This window comes from Amycolatopsis kentuckyensis (genome assembly GCF_002155975.1).
In the GTDB taxonomy this organism is placed as follows: Bacteria; Actinomycetota; Actinomycetes; order Mycobacteriales; family Pseudonocardiaceae; genus Amycolatopsis; species Amycolatopsis kentuckyensis.
Map to the genome: position 1 here is coordinate 1 of NZ_MUMI01000013.1, position 21,853 is coordinate 21,853.

General features: G+C 72.5%; 20 protein-coding genes and 1 pseudogene. 4 read left to right on the forward strand and 17 right to left on the reverse strand.

Annotated elements, in window-relative coordinates; genetic code table 11:
- The 5 genes from CCN39_RS00990 to CCN39_RS01010 form a co-directional block, all read right to left on the reverse strand.
- Positions 1-367, reverse strand: a 367-nt coding sequence (locus CCN39_RS00990; RefSeq protein ID WP_143263877.1) for an MFS transporter, incomplete at its 3' end; no start/stop codon positions are given.
- Positions 364-1,884, reverse strand: a complete 1,521-nt coding sequence (locus CCN39_RS00995) for a Vgb family protein (protein WP_086837912.1) — start codon at positions 1,882-1,884, stop codon at positions 364-366. The genes CCN39_RS00990 and CCN39_RS00995, both read right to left, overlap by 4 nt.
- Positions 1,881-3,692, reverse strand: a complete 1,812-nt coding sequence (locus CCN39_RS01000; protein WP_086837913.1) for a flavin-containing monooxygenase — start codon at positions 3,690-3,692, stop codon at positions 1,881-1,883. Before CCN39_RS01000 ends, CCN39_RS00995 begins: the two co-directional genes overlap by 4 nt.
- Positions 3,693-3,917: 225 nt before the next feature.
- On the reverse strand, positions 3,918-5,096 hold the full coding sequence (locus CCN39_RS01005) for a serine hydrolase domain-containing protein (RefSeq protein WP_086837914.1): 1,179 nt from the start codon (positions 5,094-5,096) through the stop codon (positions 3,918-3,920).
- Between the two features lie 77 nt (positions 5,097-5,173).
- Complete coding sequence (locus tag CCN39_RS01010; protein ID WP_086837915.1) at positions 5,174-6,073, reverse strand: hypothetical protein; 900 nt, start codon at positions 6,071-6,073, stop codon at positions 5,174-5,176.
- Between the two features lie 169 nt (positions 6,074-6,242).
- Between CCN39_RS01010 and CCN39_RS01015 the strand changes: the two genes are divergently transcribed.
- Entirely contained in the window at positions 6,243-6,740 is a 498-nt protein-coding gene (locus CCN39_RS01015) for a SigE family RNA polymerase sigma factor (RefSeq protein WP_086837916.1), read from the forward strand.
- Here CCN39_RS01015 and CCN39_RS49995 read toward each other — a convergent pair.
- From CCN39_RS49995 to CCN39_RS01025, 3 genes are all read right to left on the reverse strand, one after another.
- Positions 6,730-6,906 (reverse strand): hypothetical protein, encoded by a 177-nt coding sequence (locus CCN39_RS49995; protein ID WP_158104468.1) that lies wholly within the window; start codon positions 6,904-6,906, stop codon positions 6,730-6,732. The two genes, CCN39_RS01015 and CCN39_RS49995, sit on opposite strands and share 11 nt — an antisense overlap.
- A 5-nt stretch (positions 6,907-6,911) precedes the next feature.
- The gene (locus CCN39_RS01020; RefSeq protein ID WP_086837917.1) at positions 6,912-8,468 is read right to left on the reverse strand and encodes a Na+/H+ antiporter; all 1,557 of its coding nucleotides are present in this window, start codon (positions 8,466-8,468) and stop codon (positions 6,912-6,914) included.
- 180 nt (positions 8,469-8,648) lie between these two features.
- Positions 8,649-9,245: a hypothetical protein gene (locus CCN39_RS01025; RefSeq protein ID WP_208630088.1), complete on the reverse strand. Its 597-nt coding sequence runs from the start codon at positions 9,243-9,245 to the stop codon at positions 8,649-8,651.
- 155 nt (positions 9,246-9,400) lie between these two features.
- Here CCN39_RS01025 and CCN39_RS01030 point away from each other — a divergent pair, with 155 nt between their 5' ends.
- The 3 genes from CCN39_RS01030 to CCN39_RS50000 all read left to right on the forward strand — a co-directional run bounded on the left by CCN39_RS01030 (position 9,401) and on the right by CCN39_RS50000 (position 11,383).
- Positions 9,401-10,456 carry a sensor histidine kinase gene (locus tag CCN39_RS01030; RefSeq protein WP_208630089.1) on the forward strand — a complete coding sequence of 352 codons (1,056 nt, stop codon included), beginning with the start codon at positions 9,401-9,403 and terminating at the stop codon, positions 10,454-10,456.
- Positions 10,453-11,079, forward strand: a complete 627-nt coding sequence (locus tag CCN39_RS01035; RefSeq protein ID WP_086837918.1) for a response regulator — start codon at positions 10,453-10,455, stop codon at positions 11,077-11,079. Before CCN39_RS01030 ends, CCN39_RS01035 begins: the two co-directional genes overlap by 4 nt.
- A gap of 133 nt (positions 11,080-11,212) precedes the next feature.
- On the forward strand, positions 11,213-11,383 hold the full coding sequence (locus CCN39_RS50000; RefSeq protein WP_158104469.1) for a hypothetical protein: 171 nt from the start codon (positions 11,213-11,215) through the stop codon (positions 11,381-11,383).
- A gap of 54 nt (positions 11,384-11,437) precedes the next feature.
- Here the strand turns inward: CCN39_RS50000 and CCN39_RS01040 are convergent, their stop codons facing one another.
- The 9 genes and pseudogenes from CCN39_RS01040 to CCN39_RS01075 all read right to left on the reverse strand — a co-directional run bounded on the left by CCN39_RS01040 (position 11,438) and on the right by CCN39_RS01075 (position 21,543).
- Positions 11,438-12,235 (reverse strand): AfsR/SARP family transcriptional regulator, encoded by a 798-nt coding sequence (locus CCN39_RS01040; RefSeq protein WP_158104470.1) that lies wholly within the window; start codon positions 12,233-12,235, stop codon positions 11,438-11,440.
- A gap of 397 nt (positions 12,236-12,632) precedes the next feature.
- Positions 12,633-13,403, reverse strand: coding sequence for a lysylphosphatidylglycerol synthase domain-containing protein (locus CCN39_RS49110; RefSeq protein WP_143263879.1), 771 nt, complete (start codon positions 13,401-13,403; stop codon positions 12,633-12,635).
- A gap of 108 nt (positions 13,404-13,511) precedes the next feature.
- A complete protein-coding gene (locus tag CCN39_RS01050; protein ID WP_086837920.1) occupies positions 13,512-14,642 on the reverse strand; it encodes an endonuclease/exonuclease/phosphatase family protein in 1,131 nt (376 codons plus the stop codon).
- Positions 14,639-15,649 (reverse strand): glycosyltransferase family 2 protein, encoded by a 1,011-nt coding sequence (locus CCN39_RS01055; RefSeq protein WP_086837921.1) that lies wholly within the window; start codon positions 15,647-15,649, stop codon positions 14,639-14,641. Before CCN39_RS01055 ends, CCN39_RS01050 begins: the two co-directional genes overlap by 4 nt.
- A gap of 48 nt (positions 15,650-15,697) precedes the next feature.
- Positions 15,698-16,186 (reverse strand): Rossmann-fold NAD(P)-binding domain-containing protein, encoded by a 489-nt coding sequence (locus CCN39_RS51480; RefSeq protein WP_244210562.1) that lies wholly within the window; start codon positions 16,184-16,186, stop codon positions 15,698-15,700.
- Between the two features lie 62 nt (positions 16,187-16,248).
- Positions 16,249-16,680: pseudogene (locus CCN39_RS52855) on the reverse strand (NAD-dependent epimerase/dehydratase family protein); the annotation flags it as partial.
- Between the two features lie 29 nt (positions 16,681-16,709).
- The gene (locus CCN39_RS01065) at positions 16,710-18,032 is read right to left on the reverse strand and encodes an aspartate aminotransferase family protein (RefSeq protein ID WP_208630092.1); all 1,323 of its coding nucleotides are present in this window, start codon (positions 18,030-18,032) and stop codon (positions 16,710-16,712) included.
- A 258-nt stretch (positions 18,033-18,290) separates the two neighbouring features.
- Positions 18,291-18,998, reverse strand: coding sequence for a response regulator transcription factor (locus CCN39_RS52520; RefSeq protein WP_086837923.1), 708 nt, complete (start codon positions 18,996-18,998; stop codon positions 18,291-18,293).
- A gap of 169 nt (positions 18,999-19,167) precedes the next feature.
- On the reverse strand, positions 19,168-21,543 hold the full coding sequence (locus CCN39_RS01075; RefSeq protein ID WP_086837924.1) for a hypothetical protein: 2,376 nt from the start codon (positions 21,541-21,543) through the stop codon (positions 19,168-19,170).
- Positions 21,544-21,853: the final 310 nt, after the last annotated feature.

Genomic DNA, 21,853 nt, shown 5'->3' on the forward strand with positions numbered 1-21,853 from the left:
CCAGCGGCTGGAGGCCGCCGACGCCGATGCCCTGCAGCGCACGGGCGCCGATCAGCTGCCCGGCGTTCTGGGCCAGGCCGGCGGCGATCGACCCGGCGACGAACACGACCGCGGCGATCTGGATGAGGGCTTTCTTCGCGTACAGGTCGGCGAGCTTGCCCCAGATCGGCGTCGCCGCCGTGGCCGCGAGCAGGGTGGCGGTGACGACCCAGGCGTACTGCGTCGGCGAGCCGCGCAGCTCGTGCAGCATCCGCGGCAGGGCGGTGGAGACGACGGTGCTGCTCAACGTGGAGACGAACAGGGCGAGCAGCAGGCCGCTGAGGGCTTGGAGGACCTGCCCGCGCGGCGGGGCGGCGACGGTGGTCACGGGTGCTCCGCGGGAGTCACGTGCAGGACCGTGCCGCCGGCGGTGACGTAGCGGGAGTCGTCGGCTGCCACGGCGAGCCCGGTGAACGGACGCGGGACGCCCGGAAGGCCGTGCGCGCGCAACGCCGGCGGTTCCCGGACCGCCGGCGGGCGAGGCGGGAGGTCCGTGGTGCTCCGGACCTGCCCGGTCGCCAGGTCCACCACGACGAGCCGGTTCGCCCCGGTCTCGGCGATGTGCAGCCGCCCGTCGCGGACGGCGATCCCCTGGGGAGTGTCGAGGTCGCCGGCCACGCCCGTCAGGACGTCGTCGTCGAGGCGGTACACCGCGCCGCGGGCTTCGTCGCTGACGTACCAGCGCCCTTCGTCGTCCGCGGCCACGTCGACGGGCCGTCCCAGGCCTTCGGCGAGCACGCCGACGGCGTCGTCGACGACGAGAACGCGTCCCGCGCCGGCCTCGGCGACCACCAGCGCGCCGTCGGCGCGGACGGCGATCCCGAGGGGTTGGTCCAGGCCTTCGGCTCGCGTCCGCACCGAGCGCGTGGCCCGGTCGTAGGTGCGGACCTGGCCGTACTGCGAGGTGAGGTGGAGCAGGTCGCCGTCCGCGGCGATGCCGTGGGCGAACGGGAGCAGCTCGGTGGTGGCGACGTCGCCGGCCGGCTCGGCGATGCGGTAGTGGTCGGCGGTGTGCACGGTGCCGCCGAGGTCGATCGTGACGCCGTAGGGCCCGGCGAACCCGCGCGGCGCGACCTCCCGGGTCCGGCCGTCGGGGTGCACCTCGGTGATGCCGCCGCCCGCGTAGCTGGAGACGAACATCCGGTTCTCGGTGTCGAAGGCGGCGTTGTCCTGCCCGGCGATCCCGCTGGTGAGCAGCGACCGGTCGCCGGTGCCGGCCAGGTCGATGCGGGTGATGATGCCGGCCGCGCCGCGGGAGAGCACCTGCAGCACACCGGCCTGGTCGAACCGGACGGCGACCGGCTCGTGCACGTCCGCGGCGACGAGTTCCGGGGCGCCGCCGCCGACGGGGATCCGGTGGACCTCGCCGGTGAGCATGTGCGGGTAGTAGAGGCAGCCGTCCGGGCCGAGCTGCATGGCGTTGCCCATCGCGAGCCCGCCGGTGAGCACCTTCGGCTCGCCGTCGCCGAGTTCCAGGAGCCGGCCGCCCGGGATCATCTCGTTGACGAACACGCGGTCGCCGACGCAGGCGATCCCGTTGGGCAGCCGCACCCGGTCGGTGACGAGGGTGAACGTCGCGTCGGGGTGGCGTCGCCACACCCGGCCGGGTACCAGGTCGGTGACGTACATCGAGCCGTCGGCGCCGAAGGCGAGGTCGTCGGGCGCCTGCACCGGCCCGTCCGCCGGGATCACCGTTTCGACGTCGCCGGTGGCCAGGTCGACGGCGCTGATCTCGCCGGCCAGAAACTGCGCGACGTACAGCCGTCCGTCCGGGCCGAAGGCGACCCCGTTGGAGCCGCGCAGGGGCGTGGGCCGGGTCAGCCGGCGGGTCCGGAAGCCGTTCACGCGCCGGCCAGGACGTCGTTCATGCCACCGTTTTCGCGCCAGCCGCGCAGCAGGTCGTGGAAGACGACCGGGCCGGGGCCGAAGGAGTTGCCCTGCGGGCGGGGCCGGCCTTCGTTGTTGTAGTACCCGGGGGTGCATTCGGAGAGGAAGCGATGGGTGTCCCGGGCTTCGGCGCGGATGGTGGCGACCCACGACTCCTCGGCCTCGGCGGTGGGCTCGACGAACCGGGCGTCGCGCTTGCGGGCTTCGGCGACCACCGCGCCGATGTGGGTGGCCTGCTCCTGGAGGATGTGCGTGAAGTTGACCGCGGAAGCGTTCTGCAGTGGTCCCAGGTGGAACAGGTTGGGGAAGCCGTGGCTGTAGAAGCCGTGCAGCGTCTTCAGCCCCTGGCTCCAGGCCTGCAGCAGGGGGACGCCGTCGCGGCCGTACACCGGCAGCGCACCGGAAACGATGCCGGAGACGCCGACCTCGAAGCCGGTGGCGAAGACGACGCAGTCCACTTCGTACTCGCGGTCGCCGACGACGACGGCGTTCTCCGTCATCCGCGTGATCCCGCCGTGGTCGGCGGTGTCGACCAGCGTCACGGTGGGCCGGTTGAACGTCTCCAGGTAGCAGTCGCTGAACGTCGGGCGCTTGCACATGTAGCGGTACCACGGTTTCAGCAGTTCCGCCGTGGCCGGGTCCTCGACGACGGCGTCGACGCGGGCCCGGATTTCGTTCATCTTCTCGAAGTCGGCGATCTCGTCCAGGTACTCGCGGTCTTCACGCGACAGCGCGGTGTCGAGGGAGCCCCCGAGCATCTGGCGTTGCAGCCGCGCGCTGCTGGTCCAGCCGTCACCGACGAGGTCGGTGTCGGCGTGCCCGCCGGTGACGACGGTGAGGAAGTTGTCCATGCGTTCCCGTTGCCAGCCCGGCCGCAGGGAGGCGGCCCAGGCCGGGTCGGTGGGGCGGTTGCCGCGGACGTCCACCGACGACGGGGTGCGCTGGAAGACGTACAGCTGCCCGGCGTCGCGGCCGAGGTGCGGGATGACCTGGATGCCGGTGGCGCCGGTGCCGACGACCCCGACCCTCTTGTCCGCGAGCTTGTCCAGGCCGCCGTCGGGACTGCCGCCGGTGTAGCCGTAGTCCCAGCGGCTGGTGTGGAAGGTGTGCCCGCGGAAGGTCTCGATGCCGGGGATGCCGGGGAGCTTGGGCTGCGTGAGCGTACCGGCCGAGACGACGACGTAGCGGGCGCGGAAGGCGTCACCGCGGTCGGTGCGCACCTGCCATTCGGCCGCTTCTCCGTCCCAGCGCAGTTCGGTGACGCGGGTGTGGAACAGGGTGTCGCGGTCGAGGTCGAAGTGCTCGGCGATGGCGATCGCGTGCTGCCGGATCTCTTCGCCCGGCGAGTAACGCCACTTCGGGACGTAGCCGACCTCTTCCAGCAACGGCAGGTACTCGTAGGACTCGATGTCGCAGTGGATGCCGGGATAGCGGTTCCAGTACCAGGTACCGCCGAAGTCGCCGGCCTCGTCGAGCACCCGGATGTCCGCCACCCCGGCCTCGCGCAGGCGGGCCCCGGCCAGCAACCCGCCGAAGCCCCCGCCGACCACGAGCGCCTCCACGCGGTCGGCCACGGCCGCCCGCTCGACGCGCTCGGTGCAGGGATCGGCCGCGTAGTAGCCGAATTCCCCGGCGGCCCGCCGGTACTGGGCCGCGCCGTCCGGACGGAGGCGACGGTCCCGCTCGGTCCGGTACTTCGCGCGGAGGGCTTCGGGATCGAAGCCGAGTTCCTCGGGGGTGAAGCGGGTGCGGTCCTGGGCGGACATGGGGTCCCTTCGACGCCGCTATTAAGTCAACTGCTTGACTTAGGTTAGCGCAAAGATCGCCCCGGAAACCACCCCGACACCGTGAATCTTCGACCGCCGTGATGACCGCGCGCTCGGCGCGACCTGGGCACCAAGCTGCCGACCTCGGCCGGCAACGCCGCGGTCATCCGGCGGACCCGGTTGCCCAGGGTCAAGATCCGCTGAGGCGCAGGGGATCGCCGTTGTTCAGCGCATCGCGGCCTGGAGCCGAGCGGCGTGTGCCTCGGCACCGAGCGCGCCGGGGGTGCAGAATTCCGTCACCATCGCCAGGATCCGGCCGGCCGCCGCGGCGGGCGGAGCGGTCAGGTCGGGGCTGGACGCGACCGTGATCCCCCGGGTGCCCGCCTCGTCGCTCATGCTCCACGTGTTGTACCCGGGAACGTCCCCGCCGTGCCCCCAGACGTCGGGCGCGCCGGGACCGCAGAACGCGGTCAGGGAGATGTGCATCAGCCCGAGCCCGTAGTCGACCAGCCCGCCCTCGCCCGGCCACGGAACCGTGGTCTTCATCTGCGCGAGCAGACCGGCCGGCAGCAGCTCGCCGCCGAGCAGCGCGTCGAAGAAGCGGTTCAGGTCGGCCGCGCTCGAGATGATGTTCCCGGCACCGAAGTAGCGGCTGAGGTTGTAGACGGTGACGTCCGTCAGCCCCCGCGGCGCCGGGTAGAGCTGCTCGTAGCCGCGGATCGCCGGGCGCGGCACCAGCGGGAAGTCCCGCGGCAGGAACGTGTCCGCGAGGTGCAGCGGACCGGTGATCCAGTCGGCGAGCACCTGCTCGAACCGGCGGCCGGTGAGCTTCTCGACCAGCAGGGCCAGCACGTTGTAGCCGGTGTTGGAGTACGACCAGTTCGTGCCCGGCGGGAACAACAGCGGCTGCCCGGTGCTGTCGTGGATGGCCTCGACCTCGCCGAAGTGCACGAACCGTTCGGTGTCGATCTCTTCCGCCGTCGTCCAGGTGTACTGCGGCGCGAGGTCCCGCGGCACGCCGCTGGTGTGCTGCAGCAGCTGCCGCACGGTGATCGGCTCCGGGTAGGGCAGCAGGCCGGGCAGGTACTTCGCGATCGGGTCGTCCAGCTTCAGCCTGCCGTTCGCCGCGAGCTTCAGCACGAGGGTCGCCGTGAACGTCTTGGACACGCTCCCGACGCGGAACCGCCCACCGGTGTCCGGTTTCGCCCCGCTGACGACGTCGGCGACCCCGGCGCGCCCCCGCCACCGCCCGTCCGGATCCGTGGCGACCGCGATCATCCCCACGTTCCCGGCGCGCACGGCCGCGTCCAAGGCGGCCTGCCGCGGGTCCGCCGCCGCGGTGGCGGAACCGGTGCCGGCGACCAGAAGCACGGCGCAAGCGGCGGAGACGACGAGTCGACGCATGATTCCCCCCGGTGTCTGCGGTCCCCACGACGGTAGCGCAGACCGGCCGCCGAGGTAACCGCGCCGACAGGCCGGCGTCAGCGCCCAGCGGCGTTCCGGTTGAGCTGAACGGAGTTCGCCAAGGCCGCCGCGGCCTGCTCATGGGCGTGCGAGCTGTCGACTTCGATGGTGTACGCCCCGAGCGTCCGGAACCGGCGGGCCGGAAGCGGTTCCTGGGGAACGTTTCCGGCCTGGCCGGCTCGGCTGGTCAGCGACACCGTCAGGGAGAAGCAACGGCTGTCGAGCGGGGCCATTCTCGCCTCGATGTCGGGGCAGAGCACCAGGGTGTTGGTCTCGGGCTCGCTGGTGAACGTCGCGACCTGCTGCCCCGCCGGGACCTGTACCGACTTCAGCGGCGAGTCGATCACCGGCGCGGTGGTGCGGAGCTTCGCCAGCAGGGCGAGCATTTCCGCGGACGTCACCGGTTTCGTGGTCGTCACCCGGATCCACCGGCCCGGCCCGTCCTGCCACATCACCGCCTTCGGGTGCGGGAGCTGGCCGGCATCCGACGGTTTCGCCGCCAGTGCGCCGCGCGGTGCGGTCCCGTCACGCACCTCGATCTCGAACGCGTAGCGATGCGCCTGCCCGTAGTGCACGGAAGCGAAGTGCGGCTGGACGGCCCAGAACATCAGGTCCCAGGAGCCGTCCTCCAGGCTCATCGCCGGTGCGGCCGGCGGCACCTGGCCGGCGGCCGGAGCCCCGGTCGCCGAGGCGGGCGGGGCATTCACGCGCGAGGCCGGCGGCACCGTCGCGGTGTCGCGGCCCAGCGCCGCGACTGCGCCCACTCCGAGCGCGGCCACGGCGAGCGTCACCGCGGCGACGCCGGCGATGCGGCGCCGCCGGACCCGCCGGGTGGCGGTGGCGAGGACGTCATCGGGATCGGGGGCCAGCGACTCCTGTGCGCGCAGCGTGCGGCGCAACTCGTCGAGGTCGGTCATCACACTCTCCTCCGCCCCGGGCCGTGGCCCACGGGAGAACCCTTCGAACTGCACACCCTTAAGATGCGGCTGCCGGGTGATCTGTTGCGGTCGCGCGCAAAACCCGCACCCGCCGAGAATTTCCGGCAGCGGCGCAACAGTCCGCCGGGGTCCGGGCGTCTGACTTGATGTGCACTTCGAAGAGTTCGCGCGCGACGAGCTGCCCGACCTGGTGCGGTTCGCGGCCGTCCTGACCGGCGACCGCGAACTGGCGCAGGACGTGGTGCAAGACGCGCTGGTGCGCGCGCACCAGCAGTGGCGCCGGGTGGCCGCGGCCGACCGGCCGAAGCTGTACCTGCGGAAGATGGTGGTGAACGGCTACCTCTCGTGGCGGCGCCGCTGGTACCAGCGCTCGGTGCAGACCACCTCCGACGTCACGAGGTTCGCGGAAGCGGCCGCTCCCGACCACGCGGACCGGATCGCCGACGCCGACCGGCTCGCCACCCTGCTGGCCACTCTGTCGCGGGCACAGCGGGCGGCGATCGTCCTGCGGTTCTACGAAGACCTCGACGACAGCGAGATCGCCGAGGTGCTCGGGTGCGCGGCCGGAACCGTGCGCAGCCACATCTCCCGGGGGCTCGGCGCCCTCCGCATCCGGATCGCGGACGACCGGCAGATCACGTGCTGACCGCCGCGAAGACGCCGGCGAAAGGACCCTGGTTGCGGAGAACCTTGCTGATCGCGACCGTGATCACGCCCGCCGCGCCGGCGTTCGCGGACACGCCGTCGCGGGTACCGGTGCGCGGGCTGGATGGCACCCGGTCCACCCGCGTGGTCCAGGAGGGGAAGGACACCCCGTTCAGTCCTCCAACCCGGCGTGCTCCAGGTCGAGCAGCCGCTGGATGCGCCGCCGGGTGCCGTCGGTGATCTCGCCCGCCTCGAACAGGCGGGTCAGCTCGGCCACCTCGATGTCGATCAGCTCGCGCCGCAGGGCGCGGTAGTCGATCCCGCGCACCCAGTCCGCCGCCTCCTCGCCGGTGTCGCCGCGGATGTGGTCGAGCCGGGCCTGCCAGCCCGCCCGCAGCTGGTCGACGACGAACGCCGGCGCCGATTCGGTCTCGGCCAGGTGGTCCAGGTGGGCCAGTCCGGCTTCGGCGAGCTTGCGGCGGGCGGTGCCGTATTCGGTGCGCAGGTCGGCGGGGTCGAGGGCGATCCCCGCGCGGCGGACCAGCGGGGCGAGCGTGAAGCCCTGGACCACGAGGGTCAGCACGATCACCGCGGTCGTCAGCAGCAGGACGAGGTCGCGCGCCGGCAGCGGGGAACCGTCCATTGTGGCCACCGGCAGGGACAGCGCCGCCGCCAGCGGCACCACGCCGCGCGCGCCCGCCCAGGAGACGACCGCGGGGACCTGCCAGGAGATGCGGCCGTCCTCCCGCCGTTGCCGCAGCGCCGCGAGCACGAACACCAGCAACAGCCGCGCCACGACCAGGGTCGCCGCGATGGCCAGCGCCTGCAGCAGCCACCACGGCCCACCACCGGCCACGCGGCGCACCAGCGCGGGCAGCTGCAGCCCGATCAGGCCGAACACGACGCTCTCCAGCAGGAACACCACGGTCTGGTAGACCGCGCCGACCTGCAGCCGGATCCGCGCGGTCGTCAGCCGCTCGGCCTGCGTCCCGAGGAGCACGCTCGCCACCACGACCGCGGTCACGCCCGAGCCGCCCACCGACTCCGCCGCGACGTACCCCGCGTACGGCGTGACCAAGGAGATCACCGTCTCCAGGACCGGGTCCTCGGTGCGCCGCCGGATGAGGAACGCGCCGAGCGCCGTGAGCACGCCGACCGCCACGCCGCCACCGGCCAGCAGCGCGAACTCCCCCACCGTCCGGCCCCAGGACGCGGCGCCCCCGGCGACGGCCAGGAACAGCGCCACCCGGAACAGCAGCAGGCTGGTGGCGTCGTTGAACAGGCTTTCGGCCTGGATCAGCGCCTGTACCCGCGGCGGCAGCGCGAGCCGCCGCGCCAGGGCCGTCACCGCGACCGGGTCGGTGCTCGCGAGCACCGCGCCGAGCACGAACGCCATCCCGACCGGCAGCGGCGTCACCGCGACCGCGATCCCGATCACCGCCGCGGCCGAGAGCAGCACCAGCCCCACCGACAGCACCGCGACCGGCCGCCCCACCGCGCGGAGATCCCGCCACGGCAGCTCCTCCCCCGCCGCGAACAGCAACGGCGGCAGGACGACCAGGCTGATCACCTCCGGGGTCACCTGGACCGCGGGAACACCCGGCAGCAGGCCCACGACGACACCGGCGACGACCAGCAGCGACGGCGCCGGAACCCGCAGCCGCCGGGCGAAGGTGGCCACCACGGTCGCCACGACGACGAGGAACAAGACGGTTTCGACCCCGCGCATCAGCCGGTCCTTCCGATCCGAATCCGGATGCCGACCAGACTTCCCGGCGCGCCGCGTTCAGCCTACGCGACGCGCCCGCACGACCGTGCCCACGACCGGCCGCTGCCGACGCCCGGACCGGGCCCCTCCGGCAGTGTCGTGCGAGCAGGAACACTCGCGGCGCGGCGGCCCCGCGCCGGATCACCCGCTCACCTCACGCGAACCGGCAAGCCGGTGATCGACCCCGGTGGCCCGGTCCCGCGCCACGCTCGAGACCGCCAGCCACACCAACGACCCGCCGGCCACGACGTGCACGACGCTCGTCACCGGGGTATCCGGCAGCCGCGCCGCGATCGCCAGCACCGGGAATGCGGCGGCGTACGCCGCCGCCGGGAGGCGGGGGTGGATCGCCGCTCGCAGCATCGCCGCCCCGAACAGGGCCGCGCCCGCCGCGAAGACGAGTGCGCTGCCCAGCAGCGCGATCCTCGTCGGGCCGCGCAGCAACTCGCCGACCACCTTCTCGTCGAGGAAGAACAGCGCCAGGTTCAGCGTGAACGCCGCGCCACCGAACAGGCCGAGGCCGACGGCGTTCAGCGTGTAGGCCACCGCGCCGAACGGGCCCGCCGCCGTGGCCTGGCGCAGGTGGAGCACGGTGAGCAGCGGGACGGCGAACGCCGGGGACAGGCCGAGCACGAAGCTCGTCGGCGCGCTCTCGCCGGTGAACGCCTCGATCGAGCCGGGTACCGCGATGGCGAGGCCGGCGAGCACGCCGCACCAGGCGCCCAGTCGGATCAGCATAGGATTCTCCTTGGCGGGTAACGGGTTTCCGTGCACGTTAGGAACCGCGGCCGGGCCGCCGGAAGTGCCGGGCGGCCAGTGACCGGCGGCCATCCGGCACGTGCCGTTCGGCCGGATTCGGCTCCGGAAGCGGCGAACGGCCGTAGGCTCGGGGGATGGTGACGCGGATCGTGCCGTGGGTTTCCGGTGCCGTGTACGGGATCGTGCTGCCGGCCGGGCTGTACTCCGCGCTCGCCGGCCTGAGCCCGGCGAACGTGCCGCGGCTCGCCGGGTTCGTCGCCGGGATCGGGGCGTTGTTCGCGCTGGACGCCGTCGAGCGGCGGGTGGCGCGCAGGCCCGTCGCGTTCCTCGTCGCACGGCTGGCGCTGTTCTTCGCGGTCGCCGCGCTCGACGAGTCGGGGCTGTCGCGGGTGCTGTTCGTGCTGGTGCCGTTCGCCGCCTACCTGACCTTCGGGCGCACGGCCGGGCTCGTGCTCGGCGGGCTCTGCCTCGCGTCGCTCGCCGGCGGGCTCGCGGTGGGCGTGCCCGGCTGGTACCGGGACGCCGAAGCCGTGTCCGACGTGCTCATGTTCGCCGTGGGCCTGGTGCTGGCCCTCGCGATGGCCGACGTCGCGGTCCGGGAGCGGCGGGCCGCGTCGCGGGTCGCCGAGCTCTCCGCCGCGGCCGAACGCAACCGGCTGGCCCGCGACATCCACGACAGCCTCGGCCACCACCTGACCGCCGTCTCCATCCAGCTGGAGAAGGCGGCCGCGTTCGCCGGCCGGGACCCGGACGTCGCCGGCCGGGCGCTGGCCGACGCGCGCCGCTCGGTGGGGCACGCCCTTGAGGACGTCCGGACCTCGGTCGGCACGCTGCGGGCCGGCGAGCGGTCCCTGGTCGGCGCGCTCACCGGGCTGGACGTGCCGCTCGACGTGCACGGCGAAGAACCCGACCTCGACCCCGCGACGGTGACCACGCTCTACCGGGCCGCGCAGGAGGCGGTCACGAACGCCCGCCGGCACGGCCACGCCGGCCGGGTCCGGGTTTCGGTGACCTTCGGCGCGGCGACCAGCCTGGTCGTCACCGACGACGGCCGCGGCTTCGACACCGGCGCGCCCCGGTCCGGGTTCGGGCTGCTCGGCCTGCGAGAACGCGCCGCGCTCGTCGGCGGGACCGTGACGGTGGACAGCGAGCCGGGTGCCGGCACCCGGGTCACGGTGACCGTGCCGTGAGCGTGCGGGTGCTCGTGGCCGACGACCAGCGGCTGGTCCGCGAGGGCATCGCGTCCCTGCTGGACATCCAGCCGGGGATTTCGGTGATCGGCACGGCGGCCACCGGCCGGGAGGCGATCGAACGGACCCTGGAGCTCGGGCCGGACGTGGTGCTGATGGACGTGCGGATGCCGGAGCTGGACGGGGTCGAGGCGGTCGCCGTGCTGCGCCGCCGCGCCCCGGACTGCCGGGTGGTGATGCTGACGACGTTCGACGACGAGGAATACGTCGTGCAGGCGCTGCGGGCCGGCGCAGCCGGCTACCTGCTGAAGGACCTCCCGGCCGCGGAGCTGGCCGAATCGGTCCGGCTGGCGCACGCCGGCGTCACCCAGCTCGACCGCACCGCGGCCCGGCACGTCGCCGCGGCGCTGTCGGCGCACCCGGCTTCCCCGGACGCCCTGACCAGCCGGGAAACGGAGGTGCTGCGCATGGTCGCGACCGGGGCGACGAACCGGGAGAGCGCGGCACGGCTGTTCCTCAGCGAGGGCACGGTGAAGAACCACATCTCCCGCATCCTCGGCCGGCTCGGCCTGCGCGACCGCACGCAGGCGGCCGTCTACGCCCGCGACCGGGGCCTCCTCTGAGCGGGGCCTTTCCGGAAAACTCAGTCTCTGGGGGGAGAAAAGCCGCCGGAAATCCCCGTTTTTCGCCTGAGGACAATGCGTGGCGCCACCGCGTAACGTCATTCCCGGCCACGGCGAAACGGGAGGTCCGACCATGAACGACGACCGGGAATCCGCAGTACCGGTAACGCACCGGCGGAGGGGAAGGTTCGGCACACTGCCGAAAATCGACGTCGTCGGTCTCACCATAGATCTCGCGGTGGCCACGGCGTTTCTGCTCGTCCTCGCCAAGACGACCGGCGGCCCGCGGGACGAAGCGGCCTGACGGCCCGCCCTCCCCGGCGGGCGGAACCGCCGGGGAGGGAGGGCGGTACGGCGATCAGGTACGCGCGAGCGCCACTTCGTCCGATCCGAGGATTCCCCGGCGGAGGTTCTGCACCCGCTCGGACGGCTCCAGGCCCAGCTCCCCGCGCAGCGCGTGCCGCAGCCGCTCGAAGACTTCCAGCGCTTCGACCCGGCGGTCCACGCGGTGCAGCGAGAACATCAGGTACTCGTGGAAGCGTTCGTGGTACGGGTGCTGGTGCACGAGCATCGACAGCTCGCTGACCAGTTCCCGATGCCGGCCCAGCCGCAGCTCGCTTTCGATCCGGAGTTCCCGGGTGGCCACCCGGCGCTGCTCCAGCCGGGTGATCTCCGATCTGAGCGGCAGCCCGTGGTCGATGTCCGGCAGGACCGGGCCGGTCCACAGCTTTTCGGCCCGCCGCAGCAGTTCGACGGCCTGCACGTCGTCGCCGCTTTCGGCGGCGCGCTCGCCCGCGGCGGCGAGGCCGAGGTATTCGTGGAGGTCGAAGAAGCAGTCGGCGAGCTGGAATTGATATCCCTCACTGCGCGTCACCAGCACTTCGTTGCGGACGTGGGCGGGTGGCAGGTGCAGCTCCCGGGCGAGCCGGCGGCGCAGGTTGAGGATGTACGTCTGCAGCGCGGTCCGCGCCCGCCGGGGCGGCTCGACCGGCCACAGCTCGTCGATCAGCTGGTGCACCGGGACGACACGCGCGTAGTTGAACAGCAGAAGTGCGATCACCTCACGTTCCTTGGGGGCGCTGGGCGCGGCTTCGCTGCGTGGTCGCCCGCGGATGGACAAGTTGCCCAGGATCGTGATGGTGGTGCGGTCCCCCATGTTTTCTCCTTCGCAGGAAAATGTTCTTCCGGACCAATACGAAAGTGTTACCGAACGTGACTCCGGCCCTGACGGACCGAATTGCCGGCCGCTTTCGGAGCGCATACCGGAAGAGCCGGAATCCCGCTCCGAAGATTATGCCTGCCCTGCCGCCGGCACGCCGATCGTCAACTACCCCCGAGCCCCGTATTGTACACGGTCCGGAAGTCACCATTCGCGATTAATCGCAATCGACCGACCGGTCGAAAACATCGAAAACGGCGGAAACCGGTACCCCGCCGAGCGGATCTCGTGGTGCCGGTGCCGCATCGACGCGGATTCGATCGGTGGCCTCACCCGCCCCGGGGCAGGCACACCGGGGAGTGGAACACCGGGGCCGGTGTTCCACTCCCGCACGTCAGTCCACCCCGGACGCCTGCTTCGGCGCCACGCCCGCGGAACCGGGGGAAAGGCGCACGAACGCCGCGGCCCCGGCGGCGAGCAGGTCCGCGGCGGTCACCACCAGCCGGCTCATCGCGACGACCGCCACGACGGCGGACATCGACGGCCCGGCGAGAGCGGCGTTCAGCGCCAGCCCGAGCACGGCTTCGCGCGCCCCGAGCCCGGCGGGCAGCACGACCACCAGCACGCCGGCGACCGACGCCAGCGCGAACCCGCCGACGAGCACCGCGGTCCCGGGCACCCCGCCGATCGGCAGCCCCCGGGTGAGCACCACCAGGTGCAACCCGGCGAGCAACCACCCGGCCGCCATCAGTCCCAGCGCCCCGAAGACCGCTCGCGGCCCGGGGAGGGCCACGGTCTTGCCCGTGCGCCGCCGCACGATCGCGGTGACCAGCCGGGTCAGCTGCGGGGCGCCGACGACCAGCAGGCCGGCCGCGAGCATCGGCACCACCACCCACCACACCGGCTGGGCCGCGGCCAGCGCGGGCACCGCCACCAGGCCGACCGCCAGGCCGGCGACGGTGGACACGAGCACGCTGGCGAGGAACGCGCTCGCCAGCAGGCCGGGCGGCTCCCGCAGCTTGCGCGCGAGATCGGCGTGCGCGACCGCGGGCCACAGGCCGCCGGGGAGGTAGCGGCCCAGCCCGGCGACGAAGTACACCTTCGCCGCGACCGGCGTCGCCAGCCGGCAGCCGAACGCCGTGAGCAGCGCCCGCCAGCCCGCCATGCCCAGCCACGCGCCCGCCGCCGCGGTGCGCGAACAGCTGGTACCCCAGGAAGCCGAGCACCGCGACGTAGCAGCCGGCCCGCGCCACGGCGAAGAGCCTGCGCCCGGTCACCGCCCACCGGCCAGCGAGATCCGGGTCCGCTGCAGCTCGTGGTCGGACAGCCCGGCCGGGTCGTCGAACCGGTAGTCGTGCACCCGCACGCCCGGCGTGGTCAACGTCCAGTCCAGCCGCCACAGCGGCGCGGACGCCGGCCAGGACCCCGGGTAGAGCGACGAACTCGCCCGGCCGGCGTCCACGAGCGCGCCGCGCAGGCCGTCGAGGTCGCCCATCGCCGGGCTGGTGTTGAAGTCACCCGCGACGAGCAGCGGGTTCGGGTTCGCGGCGACGTCCTCGGCGAGCCCGGCCAGCTGCGCCTTGCGCAGACCGTCCCGTGCGTGGACGTAGCTGTAGAAGCCGGGGCTGAGCGGGTTGCGGGTGACGTCGACCTGCACCGGCAGGTGGACGTTGTAGACGGTCAGGACCGACGAACCCACCTGCAGGTCGGTCCGCAGCACTTTCGCGCTCTCGAACACCTCGGTGTAGGAGGCGCTGTCGGGCACGCCGCGGTCCGGGCCCACTCTCGGCCGGTCGAGCACCGGGTAGCGCGACAACGTCAGCAGCTCGCCCCGGGCGACGAGGTGGTAGCCCGGGAACTCCGCGCGCAGCCGGGCCAGGTCGTCCGCGTCGCGCGCGCCGTCGGTGCCCACCTGGTCGACGTATTCCTGCAGCAGGTAGATGTCGGCCGGGTGGGCGTGCAGGTAGGCGTAGAACCGGTCCGGGTCGTCGGTCTGGTCCCAGTACTCGGTGTTCCAGGCGACGACGGTGGGCGCGCCCGCCGGGGCCGCGCCCTCGCCGCCGCCGAGCGCCGCCACGTTGATCCCGCTGCGTCCCGCGCCCGCCACCAGCGCCGCCACGGCCAGCACCAGCACCAGCCGGAACGCCGTCTTCGGCACGCGCCGCCGCAGCAGGCGCGGCACCGCGAGCCCGAGCGCGACCACCGCGGGGCCGACCAGGAAGGCCAGGGGCGGCAGCAGACCGGGCAGCAGCCACACCCACAGGTCGCCGGTGAACAGCACGTAGGCCACGGTGAACAGCAGCCAGGCCGCGGCGAGCCCGACCAGCACCCGGGTGGCGACGCACCACCGGGCCGGCCGCGGCGGGAGCGGCTGTTCCGGCTCTTCCAGGGTCTCCGCCGTCATGCCGGGACCTCGTCGTAGATCCGCCGGAACCGCGGCGACAGCACCCACTGCGCCGCGCCGGTCAGCACCCCGGCCGCGATGGCGACGTTGGACACCAGGTTGGTGCCGACGAAGAAGAGCCCGAACCCGAGGCCGCGGCGGCGCGCGACGAACCGGTACATCGCCCCGTCGGCCGCGATCGAGCCCAGCAGCAGGCCGGCCGGCACCACCGTCCACAGTGGTCCGGCGAGCACGGGCAGCGGCAGGGTCAGTACCGCGCCCAGCGCGGCCAGGCTGCCGGCCGCGCGGGCGGGCGACTCCGGTCCCTTGCCGAGCTTCTGCCCGCCCGCGAACAGCGGCACCCGCAGCAGTGACCGGGTGAACACCTTGCTCAGCAGCACCTTCAGCTTGTCGTCGTGGTCGTGCCTGCCCCGCACCGCGGAGGTGAGCCGGAGTTCGTAGTCCCGGCCCAGGCGGGCACCGTAGTCGGCGTCCTCGGTGTGCCGCAGCTTCGCGTTGAACGGGCCGACCGCGGCGAACACCTCGGCCCGCATGGCCATCATCGCCGGGTAGATCCCGGAGATCGGGCCCTCGCAGGCGACCTGGACGTAGTGCAGCTGGAGACTCCGGTAGCGTTCGACGGCCCCGTCGTCGATCAGCGGGTCGGCGTCGTAGATGCCGCACACCGCACCGATGCGCTCGTCGGACCGCAGCAGGGTGACCGCGTTCAGGACCGCGTCCGGCGCGAGGCCGACGTCGGAGTCGAGGAAGAAGAACACTTCGCCGGTCGCGGCTTCCGCGCCGACGTTGCGGGCACCGGCGCAGCCCATGTTGACCGGCGTGTGCACCACCTTGGCGCCGAAGGACTGCGCCACCGCGACCGAGTCGTCGGTGCTGCCGTCGTCGACGACGATCACCTCCAGGCGCGGGTACGCCTGCTCGGCCAGCGCGGCCAGGCAGAGCCGCAGGGAGCGTTCGTAGTTGTAGTTGGGGATGATCACCGATACCAGCGGGGTCCGCTCGATCATGGGAGTTCTCCGTCGATCCGTCCGGGATGGGCTTCCGTGGCGAGCACGTCAGAACAGGGCCTTCACCAGGCTCAGCGCGCCCTGGTTCCACGGGTCGCGCGAGGTGCGGCCCGCGCCGGCGGACGGCTTGCGGGACGGCCGGCGCTGCGTGCACCACCAGCGGTAGGTGTCCAGGATGGCCTGCCGGTTGGACAGCCGCGGGACGAACCCGAGGCGCTCGCGGGCCTTGTCGATGCTGACGTACGAGTCGGCCATCAGCTTGTGCAGCAACCGGCCGTAGACCGGCGACATCTTGTACCGCTGCAGTGTCCGGAGCACCGCCAGTGCCGGCTTGGCCGGCAGCGACACGACCCGCTTGCCGTGGCCGGCCGCGTCCAGGACGCACTGGAAGTCCTCGCGGATCGTGCCGAAGTCGGCCGCGCCGAGGTTGTAGGTGTCGTTGGCGACCTCCGCGTCCGCGCCGAGGGTGGTGACGACCGCGTCGACGAGGTCGTCGACGCCGAACATCTGGATCCGCACGTCGCCGCGGCCGCCCACTCGAACAACATGGCGAACAGGCCCATCCGGCCCGGCCCCAGGAACGTCTTGGGCCGCAGCATCGCCACGCACAGCCCGTCGCTGCGGAAGGACTCGCAGACCTCCTCCGCCGCCGCCTTGGCCCGGCTGTAGGAGTCGACCGGGATGCGCGGGTACGTCTCGGGTGTCGGCACGACGTCCGGCAGGCCGTAGACGGCGGTCGACGAGATGTGGACCACCCGCGGCACCGCGCGGTCCCGGCTCGCCCGCAGCACGTTGCGGGTGCCGTCGACGATGACCGAGCGGATCTCGTCGTCGCGGTAGCTGGGCAGCGCGGCCGCGCAGTGCACCACGGCGTCGACGTCGCCGACGGTCCGGTCGAGCAGCGCGGGATCGCGGATGTCGCCGCGGACCTCGGTGACCCCGGCCAGGGGTTCCCGCGGCGGGTTCAGGTCGAGGCCGACGACCTCGGCGCCGTCGGCCCGCAGCCGGCGGACGAGGTTGCCGCCCAGCATCCCGCTGCTGCCGGTGACCAGGACCCGGGTCACCACTGCGCCCTCACGCGGTCCTTGACGAACTTCGCGAGCAGCCGTGGCAGGCCCTTGGCGAGGGTCTTGCCCAGCGCGTCGAGGAACTGCTCGATCTCCTCGCGGCCGACCACCAGCGACGGCGCGACCACCAGCGGCGTGTCGCCGTTGGGGCTGAAGTAGGTCAGGATCCCGTGCTCGCGGTAGAGCTCGCTGATCACCGCGCTGGTCACGAGCTTCGTCCGGAACTTCGGGTCCTTCGCGAACCCGGACGGCGCGAGCCGGGCGGCCATGTTGAGGATGGCCGGTCCGCTGTCGAGGAAGACGCCGAACAGGGAGCCGGTGCCGGTCACCCGGGTGATGGTGTCGGGGAACTCCTTCTGGAGGCGTTCCAGGCCGGTGCCGAGCACCGCTTCGATCTCCCGCGCCCGGCGCGGGAAGTCCTCCTCCACCACGATGTTGACGGCCTCGATCGCGGTCGCCGTCTCTTCGCCGAAGCCGTAGTAGGTGGTGGTGTGCAGGATGACGTCGCCGAGCCGGTCGTAGGCCTGGCGGAACAGCGGCTCGCGCACGGTGTAGCCGGAGATCGACGCCTTGCCGCCGCCGAAGGACTTCGAGTAGGTGAGGATGTCCGGGACCAGGCCCTCGTGGCGCATGAAGTAGAACAGGCTGCCGGTCTTGCCCCAGCCCGTGTAGATCTCGTCGAAGATCAGCACGATGTCCTCGGCGGTGCAGAGCGCTCGCAGGGCACGCAGATCTTCTTCGCTCCAGTGGCGCATGGTGGACGCGCTGAACGGCTCGACGAGGATCGCGTAGACGTCGGACGTCCCGTCGGCCCGGCGGTGCGTGGCCACCAGCTCGCGCACGGCTTCGACGTCACCGAACGGATAGGAAACATTCGGGATGCCGGGGAACTCGAAACTGTTCTCGCGGGAACCGGTCAGGCTGCCGGTCGCGAGCAGCTTGCCGTGGAAGCTGATGTCCGAGCGCAGGATCGTGTTCCGCTTGCCTTCGTGGTACTTGTAGGCGAGTTTGACCGCGCCCTCGTTGGCCTCGGCTCCGGAATTGGGGAAGTAGGAGATGTTCAGGTCACCCGGCAGCACTTCGGCGACATTGTGGCTGAGCGCGGCGACATAAGGCGAAAAGAACGCCTTGTGCACCTCCATCCGGTGGAGGTCGTTGAACCGCTTTCGCGCCGCGAGGATCCGCGGGTGGTTGTGGCCGTGGTTGAGGACGCCGACCGCGCCGGTGAAGTCGAGGATGCGCTCGCCGTCCCGGGTCGTGATCCACACCCCGTCCGCGCTTTCCACCAGCCGTTTGCCGAAACCGAACGTGGACATCAGCGAGACCTGGGACCGGCTCACGTGGTCCCGGTAAAGCGCTTGCAATTGCTTGACGGTGAGGGATTCGCATTCTTCGACGGATATCAGGCTGGCCATCATGCTCCTCGTGACTGTTTTCCGGCCGACTCCGCCGAAACTACGGCAGAGCCGTCACGCGACGCTTCAGCCGACAGTCTGAGATGTCCCCTGTCTCGTTCTCCGCCAAACGAATGAGATGGCCGGACACGCACGTGCCCGGCCATCGAAAACGCTTTCTCAGGCCGACGTCAGCCGGGCGTCCCCGCCGGCGGCGAACCGTTGCGCCGGCAGGTGCACGATGCCCGACCGGTAGGCCAGCGCGACCGCCTGCGTGCGGTCCCGGACCCGCAGCTTCTGCAGCAGGTGGTAGATGTGCGACTTGATGGTGCTGGTCTGCACGACCATTTCGGCCGCGATCTCGGCCGTCGTCATCCCCTGCGAGATGTACTGCAGGACGTCCCGTTCACGCTGGGTGAGCTGGTCGAACACGGCCGGCCGCGGCTGGTCGCGCACGAGGGTGTCCAGCAGCTTCCCGGCGACCGCGGGCGGCAGGCTGGCGTGCCCGGCGGCCACCGCGCGCACGGCCCCCGCCAGTTCGAGCGCGCCGCCGGAGCGGCACACGAACCCCCGGACGCGCGGGGAGAGCAGGCGCGCGACGCGGTCGCCGTCCTCCGGATCACCGATGAGCAGCACCGGCACCGAGAGGTCGGCCAGCGCGGCTTCGTCCGTTCTGCCGAGCAGGTCGACGGCGAGCACGACGGCCGACGGCGACACCGCGCGGACGACCGCTCTCAGCGAGGCGAGCGACTCCACCTCCGCCGACACGTGCAGCGCCGGGTCCTGCTCCAGCTTCCGTCTCGTTTCGGCCCGGTTCAGCGGCCATTGCTCGGCCAGGAGAACCTCGGTCCCCGGTTCCGCCGGGCGGTGTTCGCACTCGAATGCCACATCGCTCCCCAGTCGCAAAAGTCCTGCTTCCGACTGCCGCCAGCGTGTGGACCGGCGCTCAAGGAAGGATCAAGGACCACTGCACGAGCCCGGCCACGGCGCGGGTTCCGGGAAGGCGGGCCGACCGAAGTTCAGGGCAGGGCAACCACCACCGCTCCGAGGACACGGACTAGCGCGGGCCGGCGCTGAGGTGCCGGGTGCGGTCGTACCAGTGGTCCCCGAAGCGCACGAACCGGATGCGGTCGTCGGCGAACAGGATGCGCATCATTTCGTTGCGAGTCGCTTCCCCCGGATCGCGCGCGTAGTGGAAACACAGGGCGTGTCCGCCGGGGAGGTTGCGCAGCGTCTGGCCGGCGGCGACGCCCAGGTGCGCCGTGGCGGCGTCGCGGCCGTTGCGGAAGAAGCCGTTGATCTGCGGCCCGGAGTCGATGCGGCTGGACTTGAACTCCACCCAGTAGCGGTGCTCGCGCTCCACCGCGCGCGAAGAGAGTTCCTGCTGGGTGACGGCGGGAATGGCGTAGTCCGGGATCGAGGCATCGGCTCGTCCGGTGACCAGGTGACCGTCGCGGAACGCGGGCTTGAGGTGTGGCCGGCCCGGCACGCGGGGCATGAACAGGCTCTCGGCGAGGGCGCCGCGGCTGGTCCTGGTCCAGCCCTCGTCCATGCGGGCCTCGCCTTGCGCGATCCGGTCGAATTCATCGAGGAGCCGCACTCGTTCGGTGGTGGGCAGCCGGCGGAGTTCGTCGCTGTGTTCGGCCAGATCCAGGGCCCGCAGCAGCGCGGCCCGGTGCTGGAACTCGGCTTCGCTGACCCCTCGCTCACCTCGCTCGACGGCCCGTTCCCTGGCCCTGGCGAGGAAGTTCGGCCAGCCCGGCGCCGCCGGTGCGATGTCGAGCGCGGGCGCGGTCGGCGGCCGCGGCACGCCGGCCGCGGTGAGCAGGCGGTCCAGCGAGGCCGGATCACGACGGCGGTGCAGGCCGGCCAGCAGCTCGGCTTCGGCGGCGCCGCCCCGGCGGCGGGCCGTGGCCAGTGCGGTGGTCAGCCGTTCGAGGTCCGGCACGGCGCGGGCGAGCTTGACGACGTCGTCGCTGCCGCGCTGCATGTTCAGCACGCGCAGGAACGCCCGGCGCCCATGGGTTTCGAGGAACCGCAGGGCCTGGGGCGTGCGTGCGAGAGCCTGGTAGAGCGCCACCGATCGCGGTCCGAGGTCGGCGGTGCCGAGGAGCCGCAGGAACGATGCGGTGTGCTCGGGTGGGACAGCGGCCAGGACGTGCTCCGCCGATCTCCGGCTGCGCACGATGCCGTGGGTGCCGAGGAGCCGCCTGAGCCCGGCTGCCGCGCCTGGATCGGCGGCGGCCGCCTGCTGGGCCCGGCCCAGCGCCGCCGCTGGTGCCGCGGCCTCCGCGGCCGCTGGTGCCGCGCCGGCCGGAGAGGCCGCCGCGACCGCCTCGAGCCGCCCGGCCGCGCCTTCCAGCCGGCGGATGTCTTCCGGACTGAGGCGGTCCCCTTGCCGCAACCGGGTGACGAGCCGCTCGACCTCGGCGCCCTGGGGTGACAGCGCTTCGGCCGCGCGCAGGACGCGCTGGAATTCCTCGGCGGTGTGACCGGGGAATTCGCGGGCCAGCCGCGCCGCGGCCTCGGACAGGCCTTCCCCGGTGGCACGGAGCGCGTGGCCGGGCACGAACGGCAACAGCGCGCCGATCATCATGATCCCGCGTTCCGGCTGCGAAAGCGGGTGGCCGTCGACGGTGTCGATCCCGGCCAGGGCTTCGGCCAGGTCGCTCGCGTCCCCGAGGACCGGCACGAAACCCCAGAGCAGCCTGATCACGGTTGGCCACACCGCCGCACCGCGTTCGACGGGCACCCGGTCGGAATCCAGTGGCTCCGCCTGCGCTGCCCACACCAGCATCCGGATCTCGGGCTGCACGGTGATCTCGTCGAGCACGGCTCGGGGGTTGCGCTGGGGTGACTCGGCGATGTGGGCGATCGCCCGGTCCATGAGCCGGTCGGCGATCAGGACGAGCACGCGGTGCGTCGACTCGTTTTCCCGGACCAGGCGCACGAAGTCTTCTCCTGGCGCGGACACCGACCGCAGGGTCCGGTGCCGGAAGGAGCGAAGGTCGTCGGCGAGCCGTTCGAACGGGGCCAACCGGCGGCGGAACTCCGCCTCGTCCGGCACCCGGCCGGGCTCCGGCACCCCGGCCGGGCGTCCCGCGGCGGCGTCGGCATCGACCTCCCGGCTGACCCGCGCGAAAAGCAGGATCGGCTGGAGCCGATCGGCCAGACCGGGGTCCCGCCGAATCCGCTCGGTCATCCGCCGCACGACCTCCCGCTGCAGCCGGACGAAACCGGGCGACAGCGACGGGTCCTCGAGGGACTGGTTCAGCTCGGTGAAATAGCGGTGGTAGGCGGCGAATCCCAGGCTCGTCGCCGCGGACTGCGACGGGGGCGCGGCGTCGGTCCGGCTCTGTCGCTGCACGGCCCGTCGAGCGCCCAGCAGGCGGGAGACCGCGCGGTTCCCCGCGGCGCACTGCAGCCCGAGCACACCGCGGGGACCACCGATCGCCGGCGACGCGGAGGCTGTCCGGTGCGGTTCCGCCGGCCCTTCCTGCGGTCCGGTCGCACGTCTGACAGCCATCGCCCGCCGAGTCCCTTCTTCGACACCGGCCCCGGACGATCCAGCGTGACAGGACCGGTTGCCCGGAGAAACGCCCGTACAGGCGCACTCGCGGGCAGGAACCGTTGCCTGCCGGGTCAAGCCGACGTTCGCGAAAAGCCGCCCCTCAGCAGGAAACGGCCCCGTCGTACCGGGCGAGGCCGCTCCGCCACGACGTCATCCAGCCGCCGTTCGCCTC